We start from the raw sequence: 21607 nt of genomic DNA, 5'->3' as shown, positions 1-21607 counted from the left end.
TGTCGATGCGGCGGCGGGCTGCTAGAGCGCGGCCGATATGAAGCTGTTTCACCAGACTCTGATGCTCGCCTGCTCCGCCGCGTTCTCCATCTCTTGCGGTGGCGCGGCCGAGCGCGCGCCGTCGCTCGACGAGGTGGGGAGCGCCGAGCTCTCCGCGTCGGCCGCGCCCGGGGCGCAGCGCGCGAGCCAGGCGACGCCCGCGCCGGGCGATCACCGCTTCTGCGGGTGGCTGCACGAGTTCCTTGGAGATCCCGAGTCGACGGAGCTCGGATATGACACCTTCGCGGCCCACGCCGGGGCGTTCGACGCCGTGCACCCGAAGTGGTGGCGCGTCGCCTCGCCGACCACGTTCGAGAACCACCCGCGCGGCCGGGAGGCGCCGTTCGCCGGCTTTCACGACCGGCGCGTCCTCGACCGCACGACGGCCGGCGGCGCGCGGACCCGGCTCATCCCCCTCATCGCCGCCATCGACCGGCCCGATGTCGTCGCGGTGCACGCCATGCTCCACGACCCTGTGCTCCGCGCGAGGCACGTGGAGGGCGTCGTCGCGCTCGTGATGGAGAACGGTTACGACGGGATCGACATCGATTACGAGCACCTCTCGTCCGTCCTCGGGCCGGGCGAGACCGTCCGGGCCGAGCGGGCCGCCTTCTCGGCGTTCGTCGACGAGCTCGCGCGCGCCCTCCACGCGCGTGGAAAGGAGCTCTCGCTCGCGGTGCCGGCGGTCGCGTCCGCGAACGGCGTATTCGACTACGAGGCGCTGAGCGCCTCGGCGGATCACGTGCACGTGATGAGCTACGACTACCACTGGCACGGCGGAGCGCACGTGGGCCCGGTCGCGCCGCTCGGTTGGCTACAGGAGACCGTCTCGTACATCGGGTCGCTCGACGGCGGCGCGCGCCGCGAGAAGTTCATCTTCGGGCTGCCGAACTACGGTCTTCTCGGGCCGGAGGCGCCGGGGAGCGGGGGCGCCGTGGTGGGGTGCGAGCCGCTCAGCAAGTGCCTGGATCTCGCGGGCGAAGGCTACGAGACGAGCACCGAGCACATGAGCCGGTGCCCGGACGACGAGGGCGGGCGGCTCGCGGCGGGGAGATCGCCGAACCGGCTTCTCTCGAGCGGGGAGCGCCTCTTCTTCGAGGACCTCGCGTCGCTCGAGGAGAAGGTCGCCGTTGCCGAGCAGGGCGGGCTCGGCGGGGTGACGTACTGGAGCATCGGCGGCGAGCCGGGCGGGGCGGCGTTCTTCTCGATGATCGAGCGCCACTTCCCGAGGTGATCGCCGCGCCCCGCGGCCGCCTCGGCGCCCTGCTGGAACAGGCGTTCAGACCTCGAGGGAGGTGCCTCGGCGGTGGAGAGGGCAGGGGAGCGCGAGCCGCGCGAGCCAGAGGACGGCCGCCGCGGGCGCGGAGGCGGGGGAGGTGTTCAGCGGCGAGGGCCGCGGCGTGGTAGGGTGCGCGCCGTCACAGCGAGAGGAGAATCCTGTCATGGCACGCACCCCGTCCACGATGCTTGAGCTGGGCACCCCGGCGCCCGACTTCAGGCTGCCCGACTTCACAGGAAAGCAGGTCGCGCTGTCGGATTTCAAAAGGCAGCGGGCGCTCCTCGTGATGTTCATCTGCAATCATTGTCCGTTCGTCAAGCACATCCGCCACGAGCTCGCCCGGCTGAGGCGCGATTATGGTGCTGACGACGTGGCCATCGTGGCCATCAACTCGAACGATATCGTCGCGTATCCAGCGGACGACGCCGAGGCGATGGCCAGAGAGGCGCGCGAGGTCGGCTACACGTTCCCGTACCTCCTCGACGAGGCGCAGCAGGTCGCCAGGGCTTACCGGGCCGCGTGCACGCCGGACTTCTACCTCTTCGGCCCCGATCGTCGGCTGGTCTATCGTGGTCAGCTCGACGACAGCCGCCCTGGCAACGACGTCCCCGTGACGGGCCGTGATCTCCGCGCCGCCATCGACGCGGTGCTCGCGTCGGCGCCCATCTCCCCGGACCAGCGCCCGAGCATCGGTTGCAACATCAAGTGGAAGCCCGGCAATGAGCCGGCGTATCACGGTCGTAGCTCATAACATCTCACCGCCACGCGCCGCGTCGCCCCAGCGCCCGTCGATTCCGCCCCGTAGGCCCGAGAAGGCAGTTTCCGCCGCACGGCGCCTGCGGGATGGGCCGCTCCCCATCTCCCCATCTCCCCATCTCCCCATCTCCCCATCTCCCCATCTCCCCATCTCCCCATCTCCCCATCAATTCCCGTAGGCCCGAGGAGGGAGGTTCTGCCGCACGGCGCCTGGGGGATGGGCCGATGTCTGAGCACGTGGCCTGAGCCTTGCCCAGCGGGCAAGGCTCAGGCCACGTGCGAGTTCGGCGGGGCCCCCAGGCGCCGTGCGGCAGAACCTCCCTCCTCGGGCCGGTCCTGCCGGTCTTGTCGGTCTTTCTCCCCAAGGATCGCCTTGGCCGCGCTAGCCCGAGCCGCCCCGCTCGCCACCGTCGCGTGGTCGACAACCCAGTGCGCGTCCAGCAGATCCAGGTAGTCGAGGTCCAGCTCCCCCCCCGACGGCAGCATGAACACCGCCGAGATGTGCGCGTGGCTCTGCACTGCCTGCACCATCTCCCGCGGGATGTAGAGCGCCGCGTGCGTGAAGAGGTGCACCACCGGCGTGCGCGGGTCGTGGTGCCGTGTCAGGTCGAGATCCGTCGCGAGCTCCGCGAACACGCGCGCCGGGTTCCTGCCCCGCTCCCCCTTGAACGACAAGAGGTGCGCCGTCGGCAGCTGCCCGTTCTTCGCCCGGTAGAGCTCGTACAGCCGCGCGTCGAAGAAGCGGAACGCCACGTCCTCGCCCTCCAGCAACAGCCGCTTGCCCGTCGCGATCGCCATCCCCCGGGCGAACGTCTGGCGATCGCCGCGCATCGACGCCGACGCGTCGATGAGCAGGTAGTGGATGCGCCGCTGCTCGTCCCGGCTCTGCTCGCGCGCGAAATACAGCACCTCGTTGTCCGCGATTCGGCGCGCCAGCTCCATGTCGTCCCACGCGAGCTCCGTCAGCACCATGCTGTCGATCGAGCCGCGCGTGCCCAGCCCCGAGTAGCCGTGCGCCGCCGTCGTGCCCGCGGCCGGGCGCGTCTTCGTCTCGAGCACGCTCGGCAGGATCTCCAGCGAGAAATTCACGATGTCGTTCGCCTCCGGCGACGAGAGCGCCGCGAGCAGATCGACCTGGGCGAGCGCCCCGGCCGACGCCTCCGAGCCCAGCATGCCGAACAGGCGCAGCGTCTCGATGTCGAGCGCGTCCGACATCGTGAGCACGTACAGCCGGGAGACGTCGAGCGCCTCCAGCGCCCGCTGCTCGAACTCGCGCCGCGCCGACAGGAACAGCCCGCGGAGCTGCGGCTCGATCCTCTCGAAGAGCGCCGCGTCCGCGGGCAGCATCGCGCGGTAGGCCGGCGGCGTGTGGGTCCGCGCCGCGACCGCGCCGAAGAGGCGCGACAGCACGACCGTGACCAGGTCGTCGCTCATCCGGAGCTGCGCCGCGCATCGCGCGGCCTCGCTCTCGGCGAGCTCCCGGAGCACCGCCCGGTACCCCTCCACGATGCGCTCCGCGTCCCGGAGCCGGCCCGCGAGCTCCCTCGGGTCGCAGCGCGGGCCGAGCTCCAGCTGCTCGCGCGGCGTCGAGAAGAGCAGGCCCGCGTCGTGCACCAGCGCGAAGGGCAGGACCACCCCGAGCCGCTCCAGGCTCTGGTGCCACCGGATCGCGCGCAGCGCGAGCGACGAGCTCAGCGGGCGCACCTGCGAGAACGCCAGCGTGCCGAGCGGGCCGGCGATGGAGGGGTTCGCGAGCTGCGACGTGGGGACCGGCACGGCTACAGGCGCGCGGCGCAGCGGAAGCCGATGCCCGGCGCGCTCGCCGTCGCGAGCTGGTGGTAGCGGAACGCCGGGTTGAGCCAGAGCGCGAAGCCGCCGTTGTAGGCGCCGCCCCGGATCGCCTTGCGATCGCCGGCCGGCGCCCCCTTCGGGTTCACCTGCTCCTCGTCCTTGTAGGTCTCGAACCAGTCCGCGGTCCACTCCCACACGTTGCCGACCACGTCGTCGGCCCCGAACCTCGTCTTGCCGTTCGGGAACGAGCCGACCGGCGACGTGCCGGAGAAGCCGTCGTCGGCCTCGTACATGCGCTCGCTCGGCGTGAGCCCGCGCGCCTTCTCCCACGCCGTGCACTCGGTGCCGCACGCGTTCATGAAGGTCTGGTCGCCGGGCTTGTCGCCCCAGGGGAACCTGCGCCCGTCGGAGCCGCGCGCCGCGTACTCCCACTCCGCCTCGGTCGGCAGGCGCTTGCCGTGGACCTCGCAGTAGGCGTTCGCGAGGCTCCACGGCAAGCAGTTGATCGGGTGCTTCGCGAGCTCGGGCTTGCCGAAGGTGCACTGCTCGGCGAGGGCCGTCAGCGTCTTCTGGTGCGCGGCGGCGGGCGCGCCGCTCGCGTTCGGGAAGTCGGGCGCGGCCGGGGGCCGCTTGCACTCTCCCTTGTCCGAGCACGCCTTGTAGTCGCCCGCGGTCACCTCGTGGACGTCGATGCAGAACGTGTCGATCGTCACCTTGTGCGCGGGCTGCCACAGCTTGAACTCCGGCTCGTCGGAGCCCATGAAGAACTTGCCGCCCGGGACGAGCACCATGCCTGCAGGGCACTCGGTCCGCCGCTCGGGGAGCGCGGCCGCCGCGGCCGTGGCGCTCGCCGTCGGCGCCGCCGCGGTGGCGGACGCGGTGGCGACCGGCGCGCTCCGCGACGCCTCTTCCGCGGGCGGCGCGCCGCGCAGCAGGCTCCAGGTGATCGCGCCGCCGGCTGCGAGCGCGAGCGCGACGCCGCCGAAGAGCAGCGGGCCCTTCGACCTCGGCGCCGCCGCGTCGCTCGCCGCGCTCGAGCCGGCCACGGCGACCGGCTGCGACGTCAGCGCGGGCAGCGGCCCCGGGGCCGTGGAGGGCGCCGCCATCGTCGGCGCGGTCTGCGCCTGCAGCGAGATCCGCGGCGAGGACGGGAGCCGCGGCGCGGACGCGCGGGGCGACGGCGCGCCGGCCGGGGGCGCGAGCGAGCTGCCGCCCGTGGCGAGCGCCCAGGCCGGGTCCTCGGGGAAGACCGCCCGGTGCAGCGCCGACCAGAAGCGGCCCATGGTGGGGAAGCGGTCCGCCGGCGCGACGGCGAGCGCCTTCGCGAAGACCGCCTCGACCTCGTCGCTGACCGTGAGGCCGAGCGTCCGCGGGGTCGGCCGGCGCGACGGATCGCGGCTCGCGACCGCGAGCTGGAGGTAGTCGTCGCCTTGCAGCGCCGGCGCTCCGCCGAGCATCACCTCGATCATGATGAGCGCCATCGCGAAGACGTCGGTCCAGGGCCCGGTCGCGCCGTGGGTCCGGCTGAACTGCTCGGGGGCGCCGTAGCTCGGCGTGAACGCGGTGATGTCCTTGCCCGTGTGGGCGAGCGCCGTCGCGGCCGCCGCGTGATCGGCCATCACCTTGGCGATGCCGAAATCGAGCACCTTCACGAACGTCGAGGCGTCGCGCGGCTGGCCGATGACGAACAGGTTCGCCGGCTTGATGTCGCGGTGCGCGATGTTCCGCGAGTGCACGAGATCGAGCGCGATCGCGGCCGACTCGAGCAGCGCCATCGTCGCGCGCAGGTCGCGCGGCGGCGCGCCCTCGCTCGTCTCGTCGAAGAGGGCCTGATCGAGCGGCCTGCCGTCGAGCCACTCGAGGACCATGTAGGGCAGCCACTGCCCGTCCGGCGCGTTGAACGTGCCGATGTCGCGGGCCTGGACGATCGCGGCCGAGCGGCTGGACAGCTCGGTCATGAGCTTGCCCTCCTGGATGAACGCCTGGAGCAGCTGCTCCCGCTGCTCGGCCGGCGCGCCCCCGAGGAGGGTGAAGCACTTGACGGCGACGGGCTGCTTCCAGATGACGTGCTCGGCCCTATAAACGACGCTGAAGCCGCCTTCGCCCACGGCGTGATCGATCCTGTACTTGTCGGCGATCAGGCTGCCGGCGATGTTGAGCGGATCGCTGCGGTCCGGGTTCTGGCTCATGAGATCCCTACGCACCGCGGCGGGGCCCCGATCGGAGCGCCTCGCGCGTGCGTCGGGGCCATCTTAGTTGTCTCGCCGTCGGTTGGAACCCTTTCGCGCGATCCGGCGCCCTCGCCGATCCGGAGGCGCTGCCCGCTCCGGGCGTCCGATATGGCGGATATTCCAAGGCCCGTTGGATGGTGAGCGAGCCCGCATTCAGGGATTCTTGTGGGCGCGATCCATCTCTTGACAGAGATCTTCGTCCGTTATATTGGATGACACATTCGGTGGTTCCCTGCTGGCGTCGCTGCTGCCCAGCCGGGTGCTCCTGACGGCGGCCTCTCGCCTGCGCGTCGTGCGTGGCGCGCGGAGCGCAGGTCGGGGAGCGATGGTCCGCCGCCTGCGAGGGCGCGGTGCGCGTTCGCGCCGGCGGCTGGTGCCGGCCGTGCGCGCCGCGCGTCGTGCGCCGTGCGCCGTGCGCCGTGCGTCGTCAGCAGCTGGTTTGATCCGAGGAACAACGCGCTTGAAATCGATCAACGGAAAGAAGTCGCACACGGTCCGCGCGGCAGCGGCGCTCTCGCTCGTCGCCGCCGCGCTCCCCTCCCTGGCGTCCGCTCAGCAGCCCGCGGCGCCGCCCCAGGCCCCGGCGCCGCTTCCGGCCCCGGCGCCGCAGGAGATCGGGGCGGCGGCCGGCGTCGAGCCGCTGAGCCGCCGGGTCGCGGAGCTCGAGCAGCAGCAGCGCGCGCTGATCGAGCGCCTCGAGGCCGAGCGCAAGGCGGCCGCCGAGGAGCGGGCGAGCGCGGCGAAGGACAAGGGCAGCGGCGTCAAGGTGACGGCGGCTCCTGGAAAGGGCTTCACCGTCAAGACGGCGGACGACAAGTTCTCGTCCACGATCCGGGCCCGCGTGCAGCTCCGCGAGACCATCACGCACACGGGAGAGGACGACACGAACGAGATCAACGTGAAGACGGTGCGCCTCACGACGAGCGGCCATGTCCTCTCGCCCGATCTCAAGTACAACGTGCAGCTCGCCTTCGGCGGCAACGACTTCGAGAAGGACAGCCCTTCTCCCATCTTCGACGCCTTCGTCGAGTACACCGGGATCCGCGATCTCAACGTGCGTGTCGGCCAGTTCCTGACCCCGTTCGACCGGGCGCGGACCCTGCGCGAGGTCTCCCTCCAGCAGACCGATCGCCCGATCGCCGTCCGCGAGTTCAACCTCGATCGCGACGTCGGCCTGATGTTCTCGTCGCCCGATCTCTTCGGCTTCGGAGGCAAGCTGTCGTACAACCTCTTCGTCGGCGGAGGCGAGGGGCGCAATCGCTTCGGCGGTCAGAAGCACGGCCCGCTCGCGGTGGCGCGGCTCGCCGTCCGCCCGTTCGGCGCGTTCGACGACGACCAGGACGGCGACCTCCCTCGCGAGGCGAAGCCCCGGCTCGCGGTGGGCGTCACGGGCGGCTACAACCACCAGACCAACCGCCAGAACAGCACCTTTGGCACGACGCTCACGCTCGGGGCGGCCGACTACCTGCACGGCGCGGCCGATCTCGTCTTCAAATATGCCGGCTTCTCGCTCTCGGCCGAGGCCGTCATGCGCCACGCGAAGCGGGATTCCTTCGAGGGCGAGGTCGACGGCGCGGCCGTGCGGGAGTGGACCCGGTCGGGCTACGGCTACTTCGCCCAGGCGGGCTACCTGCTGACCGACCGGGTCGAGGTCGCCGCGCGCTGGGACCAGATCTTCGCGGAGCGCGGCACCGATCCGAAGCTCGTCGATCTCGTCGACGCGCAGGGCAAGCAGGTCGGCGGCGGGCTCAATGTTTACCTGAACGGATATGCGCTGAAGATCCAGGGCGATTATTTCTACATCTTCGGCAAGGAAGGCTCGGACGCGCGCCACGTCGGCCGGCTCCAGCTGGATGCGTCGTTCTGAAGGAGGAGGGCCGCGCTCGGGGAGCGCGCCCTCCAGATAGATGCGGCTAGGCTAGGGCTTTCTGCGAGCTGGTGGGAGCAAGCATCGAGATCGGCGCGATAGCGGCGCGCCTGTTCGCGGCCCGGCGAAGCGCGCTGCACGGCGGTGAAGTCGTCGGGGACCTCGCACTGCCAGGCCGCTGCGTCAAAGTTCAATAATTGAAATTGCGAACGAGGATGAGCGCCTTCTCATTCCCGTCCATGTCGTCCTCCCAAGCCACCACGAAGCGGCCCTGATCATCCATGGCAGTTACAGGCAACCGTTGCTGGCCGCTCGAGTCGCTGTTGATGGTGAAATCCGCCCGATGCTGCGCGCCGCCGGCGGTGAAGTCGCGCCCCAGGATCTGATACACGCCGTTGTCGTCCTGGTCGTCTTGCCAAGCCACCGCAAACGCACCGTCGCCGCGCATCCCCACGCTAGGCGCAAGCTGTTGACCATCGGCCACGCTGTTCACGGCCATCACCCCGAACCGCTCCGCGCCGGTGATCGTGAACCCGCGTGCATAGATCTGGTAGTAGCCGTTGTCGTCCTGATCGTCCTCCCAGGCCACCACGAAGTTCCCGTTGCTCGCCATGCCGATCGACGGCATGGTGTGCTGCCCCGCCGTGTTCGTATTGACCGCTCTCTGAGCGAAGCGGTTGCCGCCCGTGGCGGTGAAACCTCGATGATAGATCTGGAAGTTGGCGTCGTCGTCCTGGTCGTCTTCCCAAGCGACGACGAAGTCACCATCCGCATCCATGGCGATGGCCGGATTGAACTGCTCACCCGCGGCGACGCTGTTGACGGTGAAGGTCGCGACGCGCTGAACGCCGGCCGCAGTGAAGCCGCGCGCCAAGATCTGATAGTACCCGTTCCCGTCCTGATCGTCTTCCCAGGCGACGACGAAATTGCCGCTTCCGTCGCAGGCCACCGCGGGCCTCGACTGCTGACCGCCCGACACGGTGTTCACCGTAAGATCGTGGAAGCGCTCACTGCCATTGGCATTGAAGCCGCGCGCCACGATCTGATAGGCGCCGTTCCCGTCCTGATCGTCTTCCCACACCACCACGAATCTCCCCGAGTCGTCGATGGCGACGTTCGGGTGCCTCTGTTGGCCTGAATCCACGCTGTTCACGGCGATCTGCGAGAACCGCGCGTTGCCGTCCGGGTCGAAGCCGCGCGCGTAGATCTGACCGACGCCGTTGTCATCGTGGTCATCTTCCCAGACCACCACGAAGTTGCCGTTCGGCGCCGTCGCGATCTTGGGATCGAAGTGCTTGCCCGTCAGCTGCACGTTGGCCATGCGATCCTTGAACAAGATATCGTTGGCTGTGTAAGCGTACGCGGGCAACGCAGCCTGCATGTCGTAGCTGATGGCGTAGTTCTGTTGGTTGTGCTTGGTCGCAGTCGGGCTCTGCGCCTGGTTGTAGTTCAGGTACAGCGTCGCCTGGCAGTTCGCGAAGATCGCGCAGTTGCCGTCCTCGACGCTCAGCGTCTCCACCGTGATCTGATTCTGCGCCGGCTCGAACGTGAGGACGCGCAGCCAGCCGTTGCCCAGCGCATGGCCGTTGCCCAGGACCGGCTCACTCTGAAAGTCGTTCAGGATCTCGTGCACGATGTTGCCGTTGTTGCCGGTGCGGCGGCGATACGACACCCCCTGGATGTGTCCGCTCACGGACATGAACACGTTGCTGTGGCGCTGGATCAGCTCTTCCCAGAGGTCCACGCCGTCGCGTCCCTCGAGGTTGTAGCTGTCGGCGCAGCCGCTCGCGTGCTCAGCGTTGTTGTTCATGTGGCAGTGCGTGGCCACGATGACGCGGCGGTCCGGGTGGTTCGCGATGACCTGATTCGCCCACGTCACGACGTCCTTGCGCGGCGCGAACTCGAGGCTCACCACCATGAACTTGAGCCCGCCGGCCTCGAAGTACGTGTAGTTGTTGATGTTCGATGCGTCGTAAGCACCGCCGTAGAACGGCTCGCCCTCGTAGCGCGGCCGACCGAAGTAATCCGCATACAGCGAGTCGCGCTTGTAGGCTTGGTTGCTCGGGTAGATGTCATGGTTGCCGATCGTCATGCTGTACGGCACGCCGGCGTTGTCCAGCAGCGTGTGCGCGGCGCTCGCCACGTCGTACTCGATCGCGGTGTCGTGGTTGGTGATGTCGCCGAGGTGCACCGCGAACTTGATGCTGCGCGCGGCGCGGTTGTCGACGAGCCACTGCATCTGGTGTTCGTAGACTTCGTACGAGGAGAACTCGCTGTAGTTCTGGGTGTCGGGGATCAACACGACCGAAAAGGCGGCTTGCGCGCTCGCGGAGCGTGTCGCTACACACCACAACGCGAAGGCGGCTACAGTGAGCATCAAACGATAGGTTTTTGTCATGTACGGGTGCTCCCCTGGCCAAGACGGACGAGCCTGGCTCTGTTCGCTGCCGCACTTGTATGCGGTGCAGGTTGCAACTCCGTGCGGCTCCAGTTACCTCTCGTTGCCGCTCGGCATACGCTGCGCGGCGAGGTCTCGTCGTCCACCGTCAAGTCGCGACGCCGTCGCGCTGGTGAAACAGAGACGCCACGGAGCACGGGTAGCCTCCGCCGGGCTCGCCAGTCCGCGAGCCGGATACGCTGCACTCTCGAGAGCCATGACTCGAACCGCCGCCCCTAGAGCCGCCGACCCGACCGCGTTCGAGCGGGCATCGGGCCGCACGGCCAAAGATGCCAAGACCCTCGTCGCTTTGTCGCGGCGCATCGCTTCCGAGCCCTTCGTTCACTTCACGCTGCTCGGGGCGCTCGTGTTCGCCGGACATCTCCAGGTGACCCGCGCGTCCGACGTGCCCACGCTCGACGTGTCGGCGTCCAAGCAGCGAGAGCTCGTCAAGCTGTTCGAGCAACGCCAGGGCAGGGCCCCGAACGACACGGAGCGCGAGCAGCTGATCCGACGCCACGTCGAAGATGAAGCGCTGTTTCGCGAGGGCCTGCGCCTGTCCCTCGTGCACACGGACCCGATGCTGCGTGCGCAGGTCATCGCCCGCGTGCGCGGCATGCTGCAAGCCGAGCTCAGCCAGAAGCCGCCCACGGACATCGAGCTACAAACCTACCATGAGGCGCATCTCTCGGACTACGCCGTCCCTGAGACCATCAGCTATCGCGAGTACCTGATTCGCAGCGGGCCGGACGCCGACGGCGACGCGCGGCGGCTCTTGTCGTTGCTGGAACGACAAGAGCCGGCCGACGGGCCGGGGCTGCCCATTCCGACCGACTATTCGCAACGCTCCGAAGCTCAGCTGGCCTCGTTGTACGGCCCCGAGCTCGCACACGAGCTCTGGATTCTGCCGAGCGGCAGTTGGCGAGAGCTGCGGTCCAGTCGCGGAGTTCACATCGTGCGCGTCGCTGAGCGCACCGCGGCGTCGGAGCCCTCGTTCGAGACCATCCGCGAGCAGGTGAGCGTGGACTATCGCAAGGATCGGACTGCACGCGCGTTTCAAGCGGAGCTCAGCCGCATCACATCGCAGTGGCGCGTCCAGATCGCGGAGCGGCCATGACGAGCGGGAAGTGGCTGCGTGCGGCGGCGGTGCTGTGGATCACCCTGTGTTCCCTGTGCGCAGGGGCCGCGCACGCCCACACGCTCTCGCTGAGCGTGCTGGCGCTCGACGAGCGCTCCCCGGGCGAGTTCATCGCCAGCTGGGAGCGCACGCAGGGCATCCAGGACGTCAGCGCGGCGTACGACTTGCTCAAGCCCGTGTTCCCTGGGCACTGCCGGTTCGAGGCGCCGCGCCTCGATTGCGGCGCGCGCGGGCTGTCAGGTCGCGTCGGGTTCGACGGCTTGGGCGATCTCTCTACCTCCGGCATGATCAAGATCCGGCGGGTAGATGGCGGTGAACAGATACTGAGCCTGACTGCCGCGCAGCCGCACGTCCGAGTGTCAGAGTCCAGGCTCGATACCAGGGCGTTGCGCGGGGTGTCCAATTTCATCTGGATCGGGATTACGCACATCTGGCTCGGCCTGGATCACTTGCTGTTCGTGGTAGGGCTGCTCTGGCTGCTGGACTCGTGGCGCGTGCTGATCAAGACCGTCACAGCGTTCACGGTCGCGCATAGCTTGACGCTGGGAGCGGCGACCTTCGGGCTGCACGGCCTGCCTGCCGCCCCCGTCGAAGCCGTCATCGCGCTCAGCATCGCATTCGTCGCCGTGGAGATAGCTGGCGAGGCACGCACGAAGCGGCCGAGCTTGACGCGAAAGCGGCCCTGGTTCGTGGCGTTCTCGTTCGGCCTCTTGCACGGCTTTGGTTTCGCCAATGCGCTCGCTGAGCTGCAGCTCACCAACGCGGATCGCCCGATCGCGCTGCTCTGCTTCAACGTCGGCGTGGAGATCGGGCAGCTGGTGTTCATCGCAGGCTTGTTGGCGCTCCGCGGGGCGTTGCGTAGGCTCGGGCGCGCGTCGGGCGTCCGCCTCGCGACCGCCGGTTACTACGCGATGGGCACGCTGGCGATGTACTGGTTCTTTGAGCGGATCGCCGCTTTCGTACCCGACGTCTGACCGTCTAGCTGCCAGGCTCGCGGCGCCGAGCCCTGTCGCCAGGTACACCGGCTTCGCCAAGCCGGAGAGCGTGCTGTACGACGCGGACAACGACCGCTACCTCGTCTCGAACATCAACGGCAATCCGGACGACAAGGACAACAACGGCTTCATCTCTGTCCTCTCACCCGACGGTCAGGTGACGAACCTGAAGTGGATCGAGGGCGGCAAGGCCAAGGTCAAGCTCGACGCGCCGACAGGATCGGCGATCGCGAAAGGCGTGCTCTACGTCGCCGACCTCACGACCGTCCGGATGTTCGACCTCAAGACCGGGGCGCCGAAGGGGGAGATCGCCATCCCCGGTACGACGTTGCTGAACGACGTCGCGGCGGCTCCGGACGGCAAGGTCTACGTGTCCGACTCCGGCTTCACGATCGGCGCGACCGGCAACCTCGAGGCCACGTCGAGCGACGCCATGTACGTCATCGAGAAGGGCAAGGCCAAGGCGCTGGTGAAGACCACCGATCTGCGCATGCCGAACGGCATCGCATGGTCCGACAAGGGGCTCGTGGTCTGCTCGAGCGGCGCTCCCGAGGTCTTCCGCCTCGACGAGGAGGGCGCCAAGCAGGACGCGACCACCACGGCGCCCGGCGGCCGCCTCGACGGCCTGATCTCCCTCGGGGACTCGCTCCTCGTGACCAGCCACGAAGCGTCGGCGGTGCTTCGCGGGAAGCTCGGCGGAACCTTCGAGGTCGCGATTCCCGAGCAGAAGACGCCCGCGGACATCGGTTACGACACGAAGCGTGGACGCGTCCTCGTGCCCCATGTGATGGTGGACACGGTCGACGCCTACGAGCTGAGGTAGTCTGCGGACGAAAGACCCTTCGCGGTGGAGGAAGACCTCCTCGAGGCGACGATGGAATGCTGACGCCCCACGGGCGTCGAGCTGTTCACCTCCTCAGCTCTCGGCGCGCCATCGCGCCACGAGGTCGCGCGCCGCCGCCGACCACTCGGTGAAGGCGAACGTGAACCCGGCCTCGCGCAGGCGTCCGGGGACGACGCGCCGGCTCTTCAGCACGAGCTCGGTGTCCGTGCGCATCACGAGCGCGCCGACCTCCAGCATCCATTTCGTCGCAGGCAAGCCGAAGCCGATACCCCAGGCCTCGCGCAGGGCGCGCATGAAATCACGGTAGGGGAGCGGCCCCGGCGAGGCGAGGTTGACCGGCCCGGAGACGTCATCCCGCTCGATCAAGAACCTCGTCGCTCGCACGAAGTCGCGCTCGTGGATCCACGACACGAACTGCTGCCCTCCGCCGGCCGGACCGCCAAGGCCCCGCCGGGTGAGCCCGAGCAGCACGTCGAAGATGCCGCCGCGATCAGGGCTCATCACCATGGAAGCGCGGATCGCGATCTTGCGCGTGTGCGGCGTCCTGGCCTCGTCCAGCGCCTGCTCCCACGCTCGGGCGATCTCGACGCTGTTGCGCCAATACGAGGGGACGTCCGGCTCGTCGCCGCCGAGGAGCCCGGTCGCCTCGTCGTTGGGCGCGTCGTGGCGGTGCGCGTAGATCGTGGCCGTGCTCATCTGCAGCCATACGCGCGGCGGTCGCGCGGCGGCGGCGAGCGCCTCGCCGACGGCGCGCGTCGAGTCCACACGAGAGCTCCTCATCGCGAGGAGGTTCTCGTCCGTGTAACGGCAGTTCACGCTCCGGCCAGCGAGGTTGAACACCACGTCGGCGCCGTCGAGCTCGCTCGCCCAGGGGCCGAGCGTGCGTCCATCCCACGGCACGACCCGCCCCGCGGGCACGCTCGCGCTGCGGCAAAGGACGATCACCTCATGTCCGTCGGCCGCGAAGGCGCGCGCAAGGATCTGACCTACCTGTCCGCTCCCGCCCGGAAGGATGATCTTCATGCCGCGAGCCTACCTCGGGCTGCCGCGAATGCACAGCCCGGCGCGACCACGAGAGCTCGCCGCGCCAGCGCCTGGCGAGGGCGCACCAATCCCGGGCGCGCTGCCGGAGCGACCGCGCCCGGGAGCGCATGGTGGCCTGTTCGTCCAGCCCCTCAGGCGGCGGCGCGCGGGCGGGCGCTCGTCATGCTTCGGCCTGCTCCTTGAGGAATTGACGCACGAACTTCCCGTAAGCCTCCTTCATGGGCAGATCGTCGTCGACGCGAAGCCTGCGACGGGTGGCCGGGACGCTCTCTCCGGTCCTGGGGTTCTTCCCTACCTTGGCTATCGTCTCCCAATAAACGCCCGACCCCCGGCGCTGCCACGCGGGCACGTCGTTGAAGTTGATCCCACGAGAGAAGAGCAGCTCGTTCTTTCCAGCGACGGAGAGGCCGAGCATCGCATGGGTGGCTTCCTTGACGCTCTTGCCCTCTTTTCGAAGGGTCCAATAGCACCAATTGTTGAGAGCGGATCGCGTCGCGTCCGCCTGCCGCCAGCGAAAGTAGTCGACCACGTCTCCGCGCCGGGCGCCGAGCCACAGGCGCGCGTCGAACTCCACCGGCGCGCTGAGCGAGAGCGAGAGGCTGGCGGTGGCAGAGCTGGCGGCGATGGAGACCAGCTTCTCTACCTGGCGATCGAAGACGTTGGTCTCGTGGGGGAGCAGGATGGAGATCTCGTCGCTTTGCGTATGGGCGTAAGAGCCGTGGAGAGAGGTGAGCACGGCCTTCGCGGCGTCCGTCATCTTGTGATGGAACCCCGTGTCGAATGGTTTCTCGCAGGTGCGCTCCGTCAGCCGCGAAAACGATCGGCCGTCCACCCGAATGACGATGTACGCGCCCCGCAGCGCGCGCAGCTCGTGAAAGCACTCGCCCAGTCGCATCTTCGCATCCATCTCGTCACTCTTCATTCGACTGCTCCTGCCAGACCTCCTGCGTGAAACCATCGTTCGTCATCGTCACGTAGTAGAGCTCGTCGAAGCCTTCGCTCGGATGCGGGCGTCGAAGCCTCTTCGCCACGTCCAGCACCCCCACGTCGGGGACGCGCGCCCGCCCCTCGCGCAGCGCGTTGCGGGCGATCGAGTCTGCCACGCGCGACGAGAAATAATACCCGACGACGCGCGCTCCATGGGCGCGGGCGATGGTGATGAGGGGCGCCCGTTCGGCCGGGGAAGGGTTGGTGTTGTCGACGACGACAGAGAGCCCTCGCGAGAGGGCCTCGGTCACCAGGCGGGCCTGGCGCACGTCGCGCTTCTTCGCGTTGGGAAAATTGTCCTTGCTGACATGCACGTGCGTCCCGGAGAAGTGGGTCCGGAAGAACGTGGTCTTGCCCGATGCCGGCAGGCCAACGAAGAGGATCACTGCCGGCGAGCCCATCGATTGGCGACCTCAGCGGGGCGTGCGCGCGTCGCCGAGGTAATAGTCGCGCTGCGCCGGATAGTAGTCGGCGAAGCTGGGCAGCGGCTCGCCGAGCCTGGAGGCGACGAGCATGTCGAGGTAATACTCCCAGCCCGGCCCGACATCGCCGGCGAGCGCTGGATCGGCGAGGCGCTGGATGAAGGTGAGCTCGGTGATCTCACCCTTCGCCGCGAGCGACAGCTCGAGCCGCCACTCGCCGTGATCGTCCTTGGCCGAGAGCGCGAGGCGATGCGGCGGCTCGCATGTATCGATCGACATATCGCTCCACGGTGCCCCCTGCTCGAACGCCATCTGAAGGCGCACCGTCTTGCCGGGCCCCGCTTCGCCCTCCCACGGGCCGATCCAGCGCGCCGTGCTCTCGGAGGCGGTGACGCTCTGCCAGACATCCTCGATGGGGGCGCGAAAGCTGCGCGTGATGATGAGATCGGCGCCTGTCGCCGTGCTCCGGACGCGGCCTGTGGGTCGGGGGCTCATGCGGTCTCCTTCCTTCGTTTCGCTTCGTTGCGGGACGGGGGGGCGGTCGCCATGCGCCGCTCCCGGCCGACGCGGTGCACCTCGGTCTCGAGGGCGTCGAACCGGCGGTGCCACGGGCTCGCCGCGTGCAACTCGCGCAGGAACGCCTCGAGCTCGGCGAGCGCACCGAGCTCGAGGCGGTACTCGCGCTCGCGACCGCACTGGACGTCGCGCACCAGGCCCGCCTCGCGCAGCACGCGCAGGTGCCGGCTGACCGCCGGGCGGCTGACCGGAAACGCGCCGGCGATGGCGCCCGCCGTGGCGGTGCGATCGCGCAGCATCCGCAGGATCTCCCGCCGGATCGGATCCGCCAGCGCCTGGGCAACGGCGTCCATCGGCATGATATGTAACGGATGTGTTACGCGTTCGTCAAGCCGCACGGCCGAGCGCGCAGGTGAATTTCTTCCAATACGCGGTCGGCGCGATGCTCCAGGATGAGCGCCAACCCGGATCGCCGAGGCGACGGGCGCCAGGAGAGGCTCGCCTTCCTCCTGGCGCACGGGCGCGCGAGGCGCGCCGCTCGACCGTCAAGGCAACTCCCGCCGTTCCCCCGGGAAAGGCCATGATCCACTACGAGCACGAAGGAGCGCGACGATGACGAAGAGCAAGATCCACCCCGTCCCGGATGGTCAGACGTGCTTCCCCTACCTGAGCGCGCGGAGCGCCGCGGAAGCCATCGAGTTCTACAAGCGCGCGTTCGGCGCGCGCGAGGACTCGCGCATCCCGATGCCCGACGGGCGGATCGGCCACGCCGAGCTGTCCATCGGCCGAGCCCGGTTCTTCCTGTCGGACGAGTATCCCGAGCTCGGCGCCATCAGCCCCGAGACGCTGGGAGGCAGCAGCCCGGCCGTCGTCGTCTACGTGGAGGACGTGGACGCGCTCGTCGCGCAGGCCGCGGCGGCAGGCGCGACCATCGATCGCCCGCCGCAGGACAAGCCGTTCGGAGACCGGACGGCCTGGCTCCGCGATCCGTTCGGCCATCGCTGGTCCTTCGCGAGCCGGATCGAGGACGTCTCTCCCGAAGAGCTGCAGAGGCGCCTCTCGGCGATGTAGCGAGCCGTCACAAGGGCGGCCCCGGAGCGGGCGGGGAGGGCGAGCGCGAGAATTGCGGCGCTTCACGAGGGGGAGCTTGCTAGGGTGTGCGGACGTCCATGCTCCCTGACGAACGCGCTCCTCTCCCGCTGCCGGCTCCCGCTCCGCTCACGCCTCCGGAGGGCTTCGCGGAGCGCCTCGCGGCGATCGGTGTCCCCCTCGACGCCGGGGTGATCGCCAAGCTCGGCGATTACCTCGCGCGCCTGCTCGCGATGAACGAGCTGATGAACCTCACCTCGATCACGGATCCGGTCGAGGTCTGGGAGAAACACGTCCTCGATTCGCTCACGCTCGTGCCGCTTCTGGAGGAGCTGAGCGCGGGGGCGCGCCTCGCCGACATCGGCTCGGGCGGGGGCCTCCCCGGCCTTCCGCTCGCCATCGCTCGGCCCGATCTGAAGGTGACTCTGGTGGAGGCGACGCAGAAGAAGGCTTCGTTCCTCGTCGCGGTGGCCGCGGGCCTCGGGCTCACCAACGTGTCGGTGCGCGCCGAGCGCGCCGAGCAGCTCGGCAAGGGCGATCTCCGCGGCGCGTTCGACGCGGTGACGGCGCGCGCGGTGGGGCGCCTGGTCATGCTGATCCCCCTGACCGTGCCCTTCGTGCGGCCCAACGGGCTCGTGCTGCTGGTGAAGGGCCAGCGCGCCGAGGAGGAGCTCGCCGAGGCGAGCTGGGTCCTCGGGCGACAGCGGGCCGCCTTCGTGAAGACCGTGGGGACGCCGACGGGGAAGATCGTGATGCTGCGGAAGTCGGGGGAGGAGCCGAAGCGCCATCTCGGGCGGTGATCCCCGGCGGTGTTCCTTCCAAGCCCCCGGGGTGACTGGCCGGGGCGGCGCGAGCACACGCCTGCTGGGCTCAATCGGAGACCATCGCGCGGGCCTCGCCTTCGAGCGGAGGCTCGCGGCTCCCCTCCCTGGAGAGGGTCGCCCAGAGGCGAACGGCGCGGCCCAGGTACAGCGACGGGTCGCCGTCGTTCAAGAACGCGCTCAGGCCCACCTCCTGGCGAACGCCGTCCTCCACCTCCCGGAGCCGCACCCATCGCTGCAGACCGTAGAACGTGAGCAGCTCGCCGGAGGAGGCGTCGTCCACGCCATAGCTCAGGATGCCCTCGGGCGCGCATACGCCGGAGCGGACGCTGAGCCAGATACGGTATCCTCCTTGGCCCCCCGTGGCGCGCACCTCGCCCTCGTGGCTCACGCGCACCATCGATCCATCGCTCAGCAGGGCAAACTCGGCTATCTGCCGTTCGGCATGCTGTGCTGGGTGTGGTGGATCCACCACGCGCATCTGTGCGGCGTCGATCCGGCGATCGACGTCGTCGCAGGGGCCGGGCCGACGCTCGCTCGTCCCCCAGCGCCAGGGCCCGAGAGAGGGCGCCCCGCTCAGCGGTCCGGCAAGGCCACGATCCCGACATAGGTGGGCTCGGGGACCTCGGTGACACGGCCTGTCGGCTCGAGGGCGCCCGTCGCCTCGTCCACGCGAAACGCGACGATGTTCCCCGAATCCTGGTTCGCGACGAGCATCAGCTTGCCTGTCGGCGAGATCTGGAAATGGCGCGGCGTCATGCCCTGCGTCGAGGCATGGCCGGCGGGCGTGAGCGTGCCCCGCTCGGGATCGACCGCGAAGATGGCGATGCTGTCGTGGCCGCGGTTCGACCCGTACACGAACTTGCCCGACGGGGAGACCTGGACCTCGGCGCAGAAGTTTCCCTCGGCGCTCACGCCGTCGGGCAAGGTCGAGACGGTGGCCATGGAGGTGAACGTGCCGCGCGACGAATCGTAGCTCAGGGTGGTGATCGAGCCGGCAGACTCGTTGATCACATAAGCGAACCGGCCGTTCGGGTGGAACTCGAGGTGTCGAGGCGTCGTGTCCGCGGGGAGCGAGAGGGCTGGCGGATCGTTCGGCTCCATCTGGCCCGTGTCCGCGTCGAAGGTGAGCTGCGCTATCTCGTCGAGCCCGAGGTTGGTGACGAACGCAAACCGGTTCGCCGGATCGGTCATGGCGTGGTGCGGCCTCGTCCGGCGACCGAAGGACACGTCGAAGGCCGCCTGGCCGAGCGCGCCGTCCTGGCCCACGGGGAGCACCGCCGCCGTCCCGCCGCCGTAGTTGGCGACGAGGACGAAGCGCCCGGAGCGATCCGTGGACAGGTGGGCGGGGCCCGCGCCCTTCGAAGAAGCCCTGTTGATGAGCTCGAGCGTCCCGCCCTGAGGATCGATCCGGAACGCGCTGACCGCTCCCGACAGCTCCCCGTCCACCTCGTTCAGCTCGTTCGCCGCGAAGAGGCGCTGGCGCGCGGGGTCGACGGCGAGGAAGGTCGGGTTCATCTCGGCGTCGAGCGGGCCCTGCACGGCCGAGAGCGCGCCGTCGGCGCCGTCCAGGCGGAAGACGAAGAGCCCCTCGTGACCACCGACATAGACCACGAACGCGCGTTCGGCCGGCGAGCCGCCGCCGCCCGCGCCGCCGCCGCCGCCCGCGCCGTTGCCGCCCGCGCCGCCGCCGCTCATGCTGCTGGCGCTCGTGCTGCCGACGCTCGCGGCGTCGCCCTGGCTCGCGCCCTCACCGCCGCCGGCGGTCACGCCCGTCGTGGCGCCGTCGTTCGGCGCTCCGGCGCCGGAGCTGCTGCATCCGAGCCACAGTCCTGCCGCCAGAAAGAGGAGCGCGCGCTGCATCGACCCGGTTTCTCCTGCCTCCTGCGTTAGACCTGGGCAGCGCCGCGGCGCAAGCGCCACGGCGCGATCCTCTTCGCGGCGCGCTGCGGCAGATCCGCGGCGGTCGCGCCGCCTCGCAGCGATGGCCGGGAGGACGCGCGAGGCCGTGCGGCGCCTCACGCTCGCCCGCGCAGCGCCCCGGCGGCGGCGCCGAGGAGCGCGCCGGCCGCGATGGGCACGCCGTGGGCGAAGGCGACGTGGACGACCTCGTCGAGCGAGCAGTGCGCGTGGATGCCGAGCGCCGCCCCGAGCCCGCACAGGGCCCCGATCGCGGCGCCCCGCCACGCAGGGGCCGAGAGGAACGAGCGGCGCAGCACGAGCGCCGCCAGCGCGAACGGCACGAGCGCCATGCTGAGCGCGACCGCGCTGCACTCGAGGTGCACGATCAGGGGCGCCAGCACGTCGTCCACACGCGACGTGACGACCGCCGCGGCCAGGAACCCGACCGCCACCGCGGCGACGAGCACCTGGAGCGCCCGCACGCCGGCCGGCAGGCCCCGGGCGCGCGGCAAGAGCGCGAGCAGCAGGCCGAGGCCGGAGAGCGCCGCCAAGAGGACGAGCGGGAGGGCGACCCGGGGCGACCCGAGGTCGTCGCGGAAGCCCTCCCACCACGTCAGGAGCAGGATCCACGCGAGCCCCGCAAGGATCGCGCCCACGACGCGGCGCTCGCGCGCCGGGCGTGTCGGCGACGGCTCGGCCGGCGCCTCGACCTGGGCCGGCGGCGGGCCAACGGCGAGGTGGGCCGCGGGATCGGGGATGTCCTTCAGCTCGCTCAGCAAGTCGCGATCAGTCGACATTGGCACCTCCCCGGACGCGCCCCTGGCTCTTGCCCCGGCGGCGCTCTTCCGCGCCTCCTGGTTCCGCCTCGGGCCGCCGCTTGAGATCATCGAGCGCCGCCCGCAGCGCCTCGTAGGCGCGGAACGCGCGGAGCTTCACCGCGCTCGCGGTCGTCCCCAGGACGGCCGCGGCGTCCTGCACGCTGAGCCCCTCGTACCGGATCAGGATGAACGCCTCGCGCTGCGAGGCCGGCAGGCCCGCCAGCGTCCGCTCCACCGCCCGCGCCGTCTCGGAGGCGATCGCGACCGCCTCGGCGTCCGCGCCGCGCGCGTCCGGCGGCTCCGCGCCCGGATCGCTCGGGAGGCGCTCGGTGCCGCGGTGCTTCTGGGCGCGCGCGTGATCCAGGTAGACGTTGCGCGCGATGGCGTAGGCCCACGGCGCGACGGCGCCGCCGCGGGCGAAGCTCGATCGGGCGCGGTGCATCCGCAGGAACGTCTCCTGCGTCAGGTCGCCCGCGAGCGTCTCCGAGCCGCTCATGCGGGTGAGGTACGCGAGGAGGCGCGCCGCGAGCGCGCGGTGCAGCTCCGGAAACGCGCGCGCGTCGCCGCACGCGTACCGGTCCATCGCTTCGTTCAGGGCGAGCTCATCCATGGCGGTCCTGACGGCATACAC

The 21607-nt window shown here is 69.8% G+C and carries 20 protein-coding genes; 8 read left to right on the top strand and 12 right to left on the bottom strand.

Going from position 1 to position 21607, the window contains the following annotated elements; translation table 11 throughout:
- The first annotated feature begins 37 nt into the window (after positions 1-37).
- Together WMF39_RS32950 and WMF39_RS32945 are read left to right on the top strand one after the other, a co-directional pair.
- Positions 38-1273 carry a glycosyl hydrolase family 18 protein gene (locus WMF39_RS32950; protein WP_437740443.1) on the top strand — a complete coding sequence of 412 codons (1236 nt, stop codon included), beginning with the start codon at positions 38-40 and terminating at the stop codon, positions 1271-1273.
- 208 nt (positions 1274-1481) lie between these two features.
- Positions 1482-2069, top strand: a complete 588-nt coding sequence (locus WMF39_RS32945) for a thioredoxin family protein (protein WP_437740442.1) — start codon at positions 1482-1484, stop codon at positions 2067-2069.
- 272 nt (positions 2070-2341) lie between these two features.
- Here WMF39_RS32945 and WMF39_RS32940 read toward each other — a convergent pair whose 3' ends face one another.
- Entirely contained in the window at positions 2342-3850 is a 1509-nt protein-coding gene (locus WMF39_RS32940) for a hypothetical protein (protein WP_437740441.1), read from the bottom strand.
- A 2-nt stretch (positions 3851-3852) separates the two neighbouring features.
- Complete coding sequence (locus WMF39_RS32935) at positions 3853-6054, bottom strand: SUMF1/EgtB/PvdO family nonheme iron enzyme (RefSeq protein ID WP_437740440.1); 2202 nt, start codon at positions 6052-6054, stop codon at positions 3853-3855.
- A 502-nt stretch (positions 6055-6556) separates the two neighbouring features.
- On the opposite strand from WMF39_RS32935, the gene WMF39_RS32930 reads away from it, so the two are divergent.
- Positions 6557-7963 carry a porin gene (locus tag WMF39_RS32930; RefSeq protein WP_437740439.1) on the top strand — a complete coding sequence of 469 codons (1407 nt, stop codon included), beginning with the start codon at positions 6557-6559 and terminating at the stop codon, positions 7961-7963.
- A 190-nt stretch (positions 7964-8153) separates the two neighbouring features.
- Here the strand turns inward: WMF39_RS32930 and WMF39_RS32925 are convergent, their stop codons facing one another.
- On the bottom strand, positions 8154-10361 hold the full coding sequence (locus WMF39_RS32925) for a metallophosphoesterase (protein WP_437740438.1): 2208 nt from the start codon (positions 10359-10361) through the stop codon (positions 8154-8156).
- Between the two features lie 256 nt (positions 10362-10617).
- Here WMF39_RS32925 and WMF39_RS32920 point away from each other — a divergent pair, with 256 nt between their 5' ends.
- From WMF39_RS32920 to WMF39_RS32910, 3 genes are all read left to right on the top strand, one after another.
- Positions 10618-11517: a peptidyl-prolyl cis-trans isomerase gene (locus WMF39_RS32920; RefSeq protein WP_437740437.1), complete on the top strand. Its 900-nt coding sequence runs from the start codon at positions 10618-10620 to the stop codon at positions 11515-11517.
- The gene (locus WMF39_RS32915) at positions 11514-12512 is read left to right on the top strand and encodes a HupE/UreJ family protein (protein WP_437740436.1); all 999 of its coding nucleotides are present in this window, start codon (positions 11514-11516) and stop codon (positions 12510-12512) included. The genes WMF39_RS32920 and WMF39_RS32915 overlap by 4 nt, the downstream gene beginning before the upstream one ends.
- A 70-nt stretch (positions 12513-12582) precedes the next feature.
- The gene (locus tag WMF39_RS32910; protein WP_437740435.1) at positions 12583-13356 is read left to right on the top strand and encodes an SMP-30/gluconolactonase/LRE family protein; all 774 of its coding nucleotides are present in this window, start codon (positions 12583-12585) and stop codon (positions 13354-13356) included.
- 93 nt (positions 13357-13449) lie between these two features.
- Here the strand turns inward: WMF39_RS32910 and WMF39_RS32905 are convergent, their stop codons facing one another.
- The 5 genes from WMF39_RS32905 to WMF39_RS32885 all read right to left on the bottom strand — a co-directional run bounded on the left by WMF39_RS32905 (position 13450) and on the right by WMF39_RS32885 (position 16699).
- Positions 13450-14400 carry a DUF1731 domain-containing protein gene (locus WMF39_RS32905; RefSeq protein ID WP_437740434.1) on the bottom strand — a complete coding sequence of 317 codons (951 nt, stop codon included), beginning with the start codon at positions 14398-14400 and terminating at the stop codon, positions 13450-13452.
- A gap of 181 nt (positions 14401-14581) precedes the next feature.
- The gene (locus WMF39_RS32900) at positions 14582-15343 is read right to left on the bottom strand and encodes a tRNA(His) guanylyltransferase Thg1 family protein (protein WP_437740433.1); all 762 of its coding nucleotides are present in this window, start codon (positions 15341-15343) and stop codon (positions 14582-14584) included.
- Positions 15333-15809: an AAA family ATPase gene (locus WMF39_RS32895; protein ID WP_437740432.1), complete on the bottom strand. Its 477-nt coding sequence runs from the start codon at positions 15807-15809 to the stop codon at positions 15333-15335. Before WMF39_RS32895 ends, WMF39_RS32900 begins: the two co-directional genes overlap by 11 nt.
- Positions 15810-15821: 12 nt before the next feature.
- Entirely contained in the window at positions 15822-16325 is a 504-nt protein-coding gene (locus WMF39_RS32890) for an SRPBCC family protein (RefSeq protein ID WP_437740431.1), read from the bottom strand.
- Positions 16322-16699, bottom strand: coding sequence for an ArsR/SmtB family transcription factor (locus WMF39_RS32885; RefSeq protein ID WP_437740430.1), 378 nt, complete (start codon positions 16697-16699; stop codon positions 16322-16324). Before WMF39_RS32885 ends, WMF39_RS32890 begins: the two co-directional genes overlap by 4 nt.
- Before the next feature lie 259 nt (positions 16700-16958).
- Between WMF39_RS32885 and WMF39_RS32880 the strand changes: the two genes are divergently transcribed.
- Positions 16959-17417, top strand: coding sequence for a VOC family protein (locus WMF39_RS32880; protein ID WP_437740429.1), 459 nt, complete (start codon positions 16959-16961; stop codon positions 17415-17417).
- Between the two features lie 98 nt (positions 17418-17515).
- A complete protein-coding gene (gene rsmG / locus WMF39_RS32875; RefSeq protein ID WP_437740428.1) occupies positions 17516-18235 on the top strand; it encodes a 16S rRNA (guanine(527)-N(7))-methyltransferase RsmG in 720 nt (239 codons plus the stop codon).
- Between the two features lie 70 nt (positions 18236-18305).
- On the opposite strand, the gene WMF39_RS32870 is transcribed toward rsmG, so the two are convergent.
- The 4 genes from WMF39_RS32870 to WMF39_RS32855 form a co-directional block, all read right to left on the bottom strand.
- Positions 18306-18656 carry a hypothetical protein gene (locus tag WMF39_RS32870; protein WP_437740427.1) on the bottom strand — a complete coding sequence of 117 codons (351 nt, stop codon included), beginning with the start codon at positions 18654-18656 and terminating at the stop codon, positions 18306-18308.
- A 176-nt stretch (positions 18657-18832) separates the two neighbouring features.
- Positions 18833-20119: a lactonase family protein gene (locus WMF39_RS32865; protein WP_437740426.1), complete on the bottom strand. Its 1287-nt coding sequence runs from the start codon at positions 20117-20119 to the stop codon at positions 18833-18835.
- A gap of 155 nt (positions 20120-20274) precedes the next feature.
- Positions 20275-20955 (bottom strand): NrsF family protein, encoded by a 681-nt coding sequence (locus tag WMF39_RS32860; protein WP_437740425.1) that lies wholly within the window; start codon positions 20953-20955, stop codon positions 20275-20277.
- Complete coding sequence (locus WMF39_RS32855) at positions 20945-21586, bottom strand: RNA polymerase sigma factor (protein WP_437740424.1); 642 nt, start codon at positions 21584-21586, stop codon at positions 20945-20947. The genes WMF39_RS32860 and WMF39_RS32855 overlap by 11 nt, the downstream gene beginning before the upstream one ends.
- Between the last annotated feature and the right edge of the window lie 21 nt (positions 21587-21607).

Source organism: Sorangium sp. So ce1504, from assembly GCF_051521635.1.
Taxonomy (GTDB): Bacteria; Myxococcota_A; Polyangia; order Polyangiales; family Polyangiaceae; genus Sorangium; species Sorangium cellulosum_B.
The sequence above is the reverse complement of the archived record's forward strand: the minus strand, read 5'-3'. Positions and strand labels throughout refer to the sequence as shown.

Bases quoted from the DNA above. Each gene is read 5' to 3' on its own strand.
- WMF39_RS32950 (WP_437740443.1), top strand. From the start codon at position 38: ATGAAGCTGTTTCACCAGACTCTGATGCTCGCCTGCTCCGCCGCGTTC.
- WMF39_RS32945 (WP_437740442.1), top strand. From the start codon at position 1,482: ATGGCACGCACCCCGTCCACGATGCTTGAGCTGGGCACCCCGGCGCCC.
- WMF39_RS32935 (WP_437740440.1), bottom strand. From the start codon at position 6,054: ATGAGCCAGAACCCGGACCGCAGCGATCCGCTCAACATCGCCGGCAGC.
- WMF39_RS32925 (WP_437740438.1), bottom strand. From the start codon at position 10,361: ATGACAAAAACCTATCGTTTGATGCTCACTGTAGCCGCCTTCGCGTTG.
- WMF39_RS32920 (WP_437740437.1), top strand. From the start codon at position 10,618: ATGACTCGAACCGCCGCCCCTAGAGCCGCCGACCCGACCGCGTTCGAG.
- WMF39_RS32915 (WP_437740436.1), top strand. From the start codon at position 11,514: ATGACGAGCGGGAAGTGGCTGCGTGCGGCGGCGGTGCTGTGGATCACC.
- WMF39_RS32905 (WP_437740434.1), bottom strand. From the start codon at position 14,400: ATGAAGATCATCCTTCCGGGCGGGAGCGGACAGGTAGGTCAGATCCTT.
- WMF39_RS32900 (WP_437740433.1), bottom strand. From the start codon at position 15,343: ATGAAGAGTGACGAGATGGATGCGAAGATGCGACTGGGCGAGTGCTTT.
- WMF39_RS32895 (WP_437740432.1), bottom strand. From the start codon at position 15,809: ATGGGCTCGCCGGCAGTGATCCTCTTCGTTGGCCTGCCGGCATCGGGC.
- WMF39_RS32890 (WP_437740431.1), bottom strand. From the start codon at position 16,325: ATGAGCCCCCGACCCACAGGCCGCGTCCGGAGCACGGCGACAGGCGCC.
- WMF39_RS32885 (WP_437740430.1), bottom strand. From the start codon at position 16,699: ATGGACGCCGTTGCCCAGGCGCTGGCGGATCCGATCCGGCGGGAGATC.
- WMF39_RS32880 (WP_437740429.1), top strand. From the start codon at position 16,959: ATGACGAAGAGCAAGATCCACCCCGTCCCGGATGGTCAGACGTGCTTC.
- rsmG (WP_437740428.1), top strand. From the start codon at position 17,516: ATGCTCCCTGACGAACGCGCTCCTCTCCCGCTGCCGGCTCCCGCTCCG.
- WMF39_RS32870 (WP_437740427.1), bottom strand. From the start codon at position 18,656: ATGGTGCGCGTGAGCCACGAGGGCGAGGTGCGCGCCACGGGGGGCCAA.
- WMF39_RS32865 (WP_437740426.1), bottom strand. From the start codon at position 20,119: ATGCAGCGCGCGCTCCTCTTTCTGGCGGCAGGACTGTGGCTCGGATGC.
- WMF39_RS32860 (WP_437740425.1), bottom strand. From the start codon at position 20,955: ATGTCGACTGATCGCGACTTGCTGAGCGAGCTGAAGGACATCCCCGAT.
- WMF39_RS32855 (WP_437740424.1), bottom strand. From the start codon at position 21,586: ATGGATGAGCTCGCCCTGAACGAAGCGATGGACCGGTACGCGTGCGGC.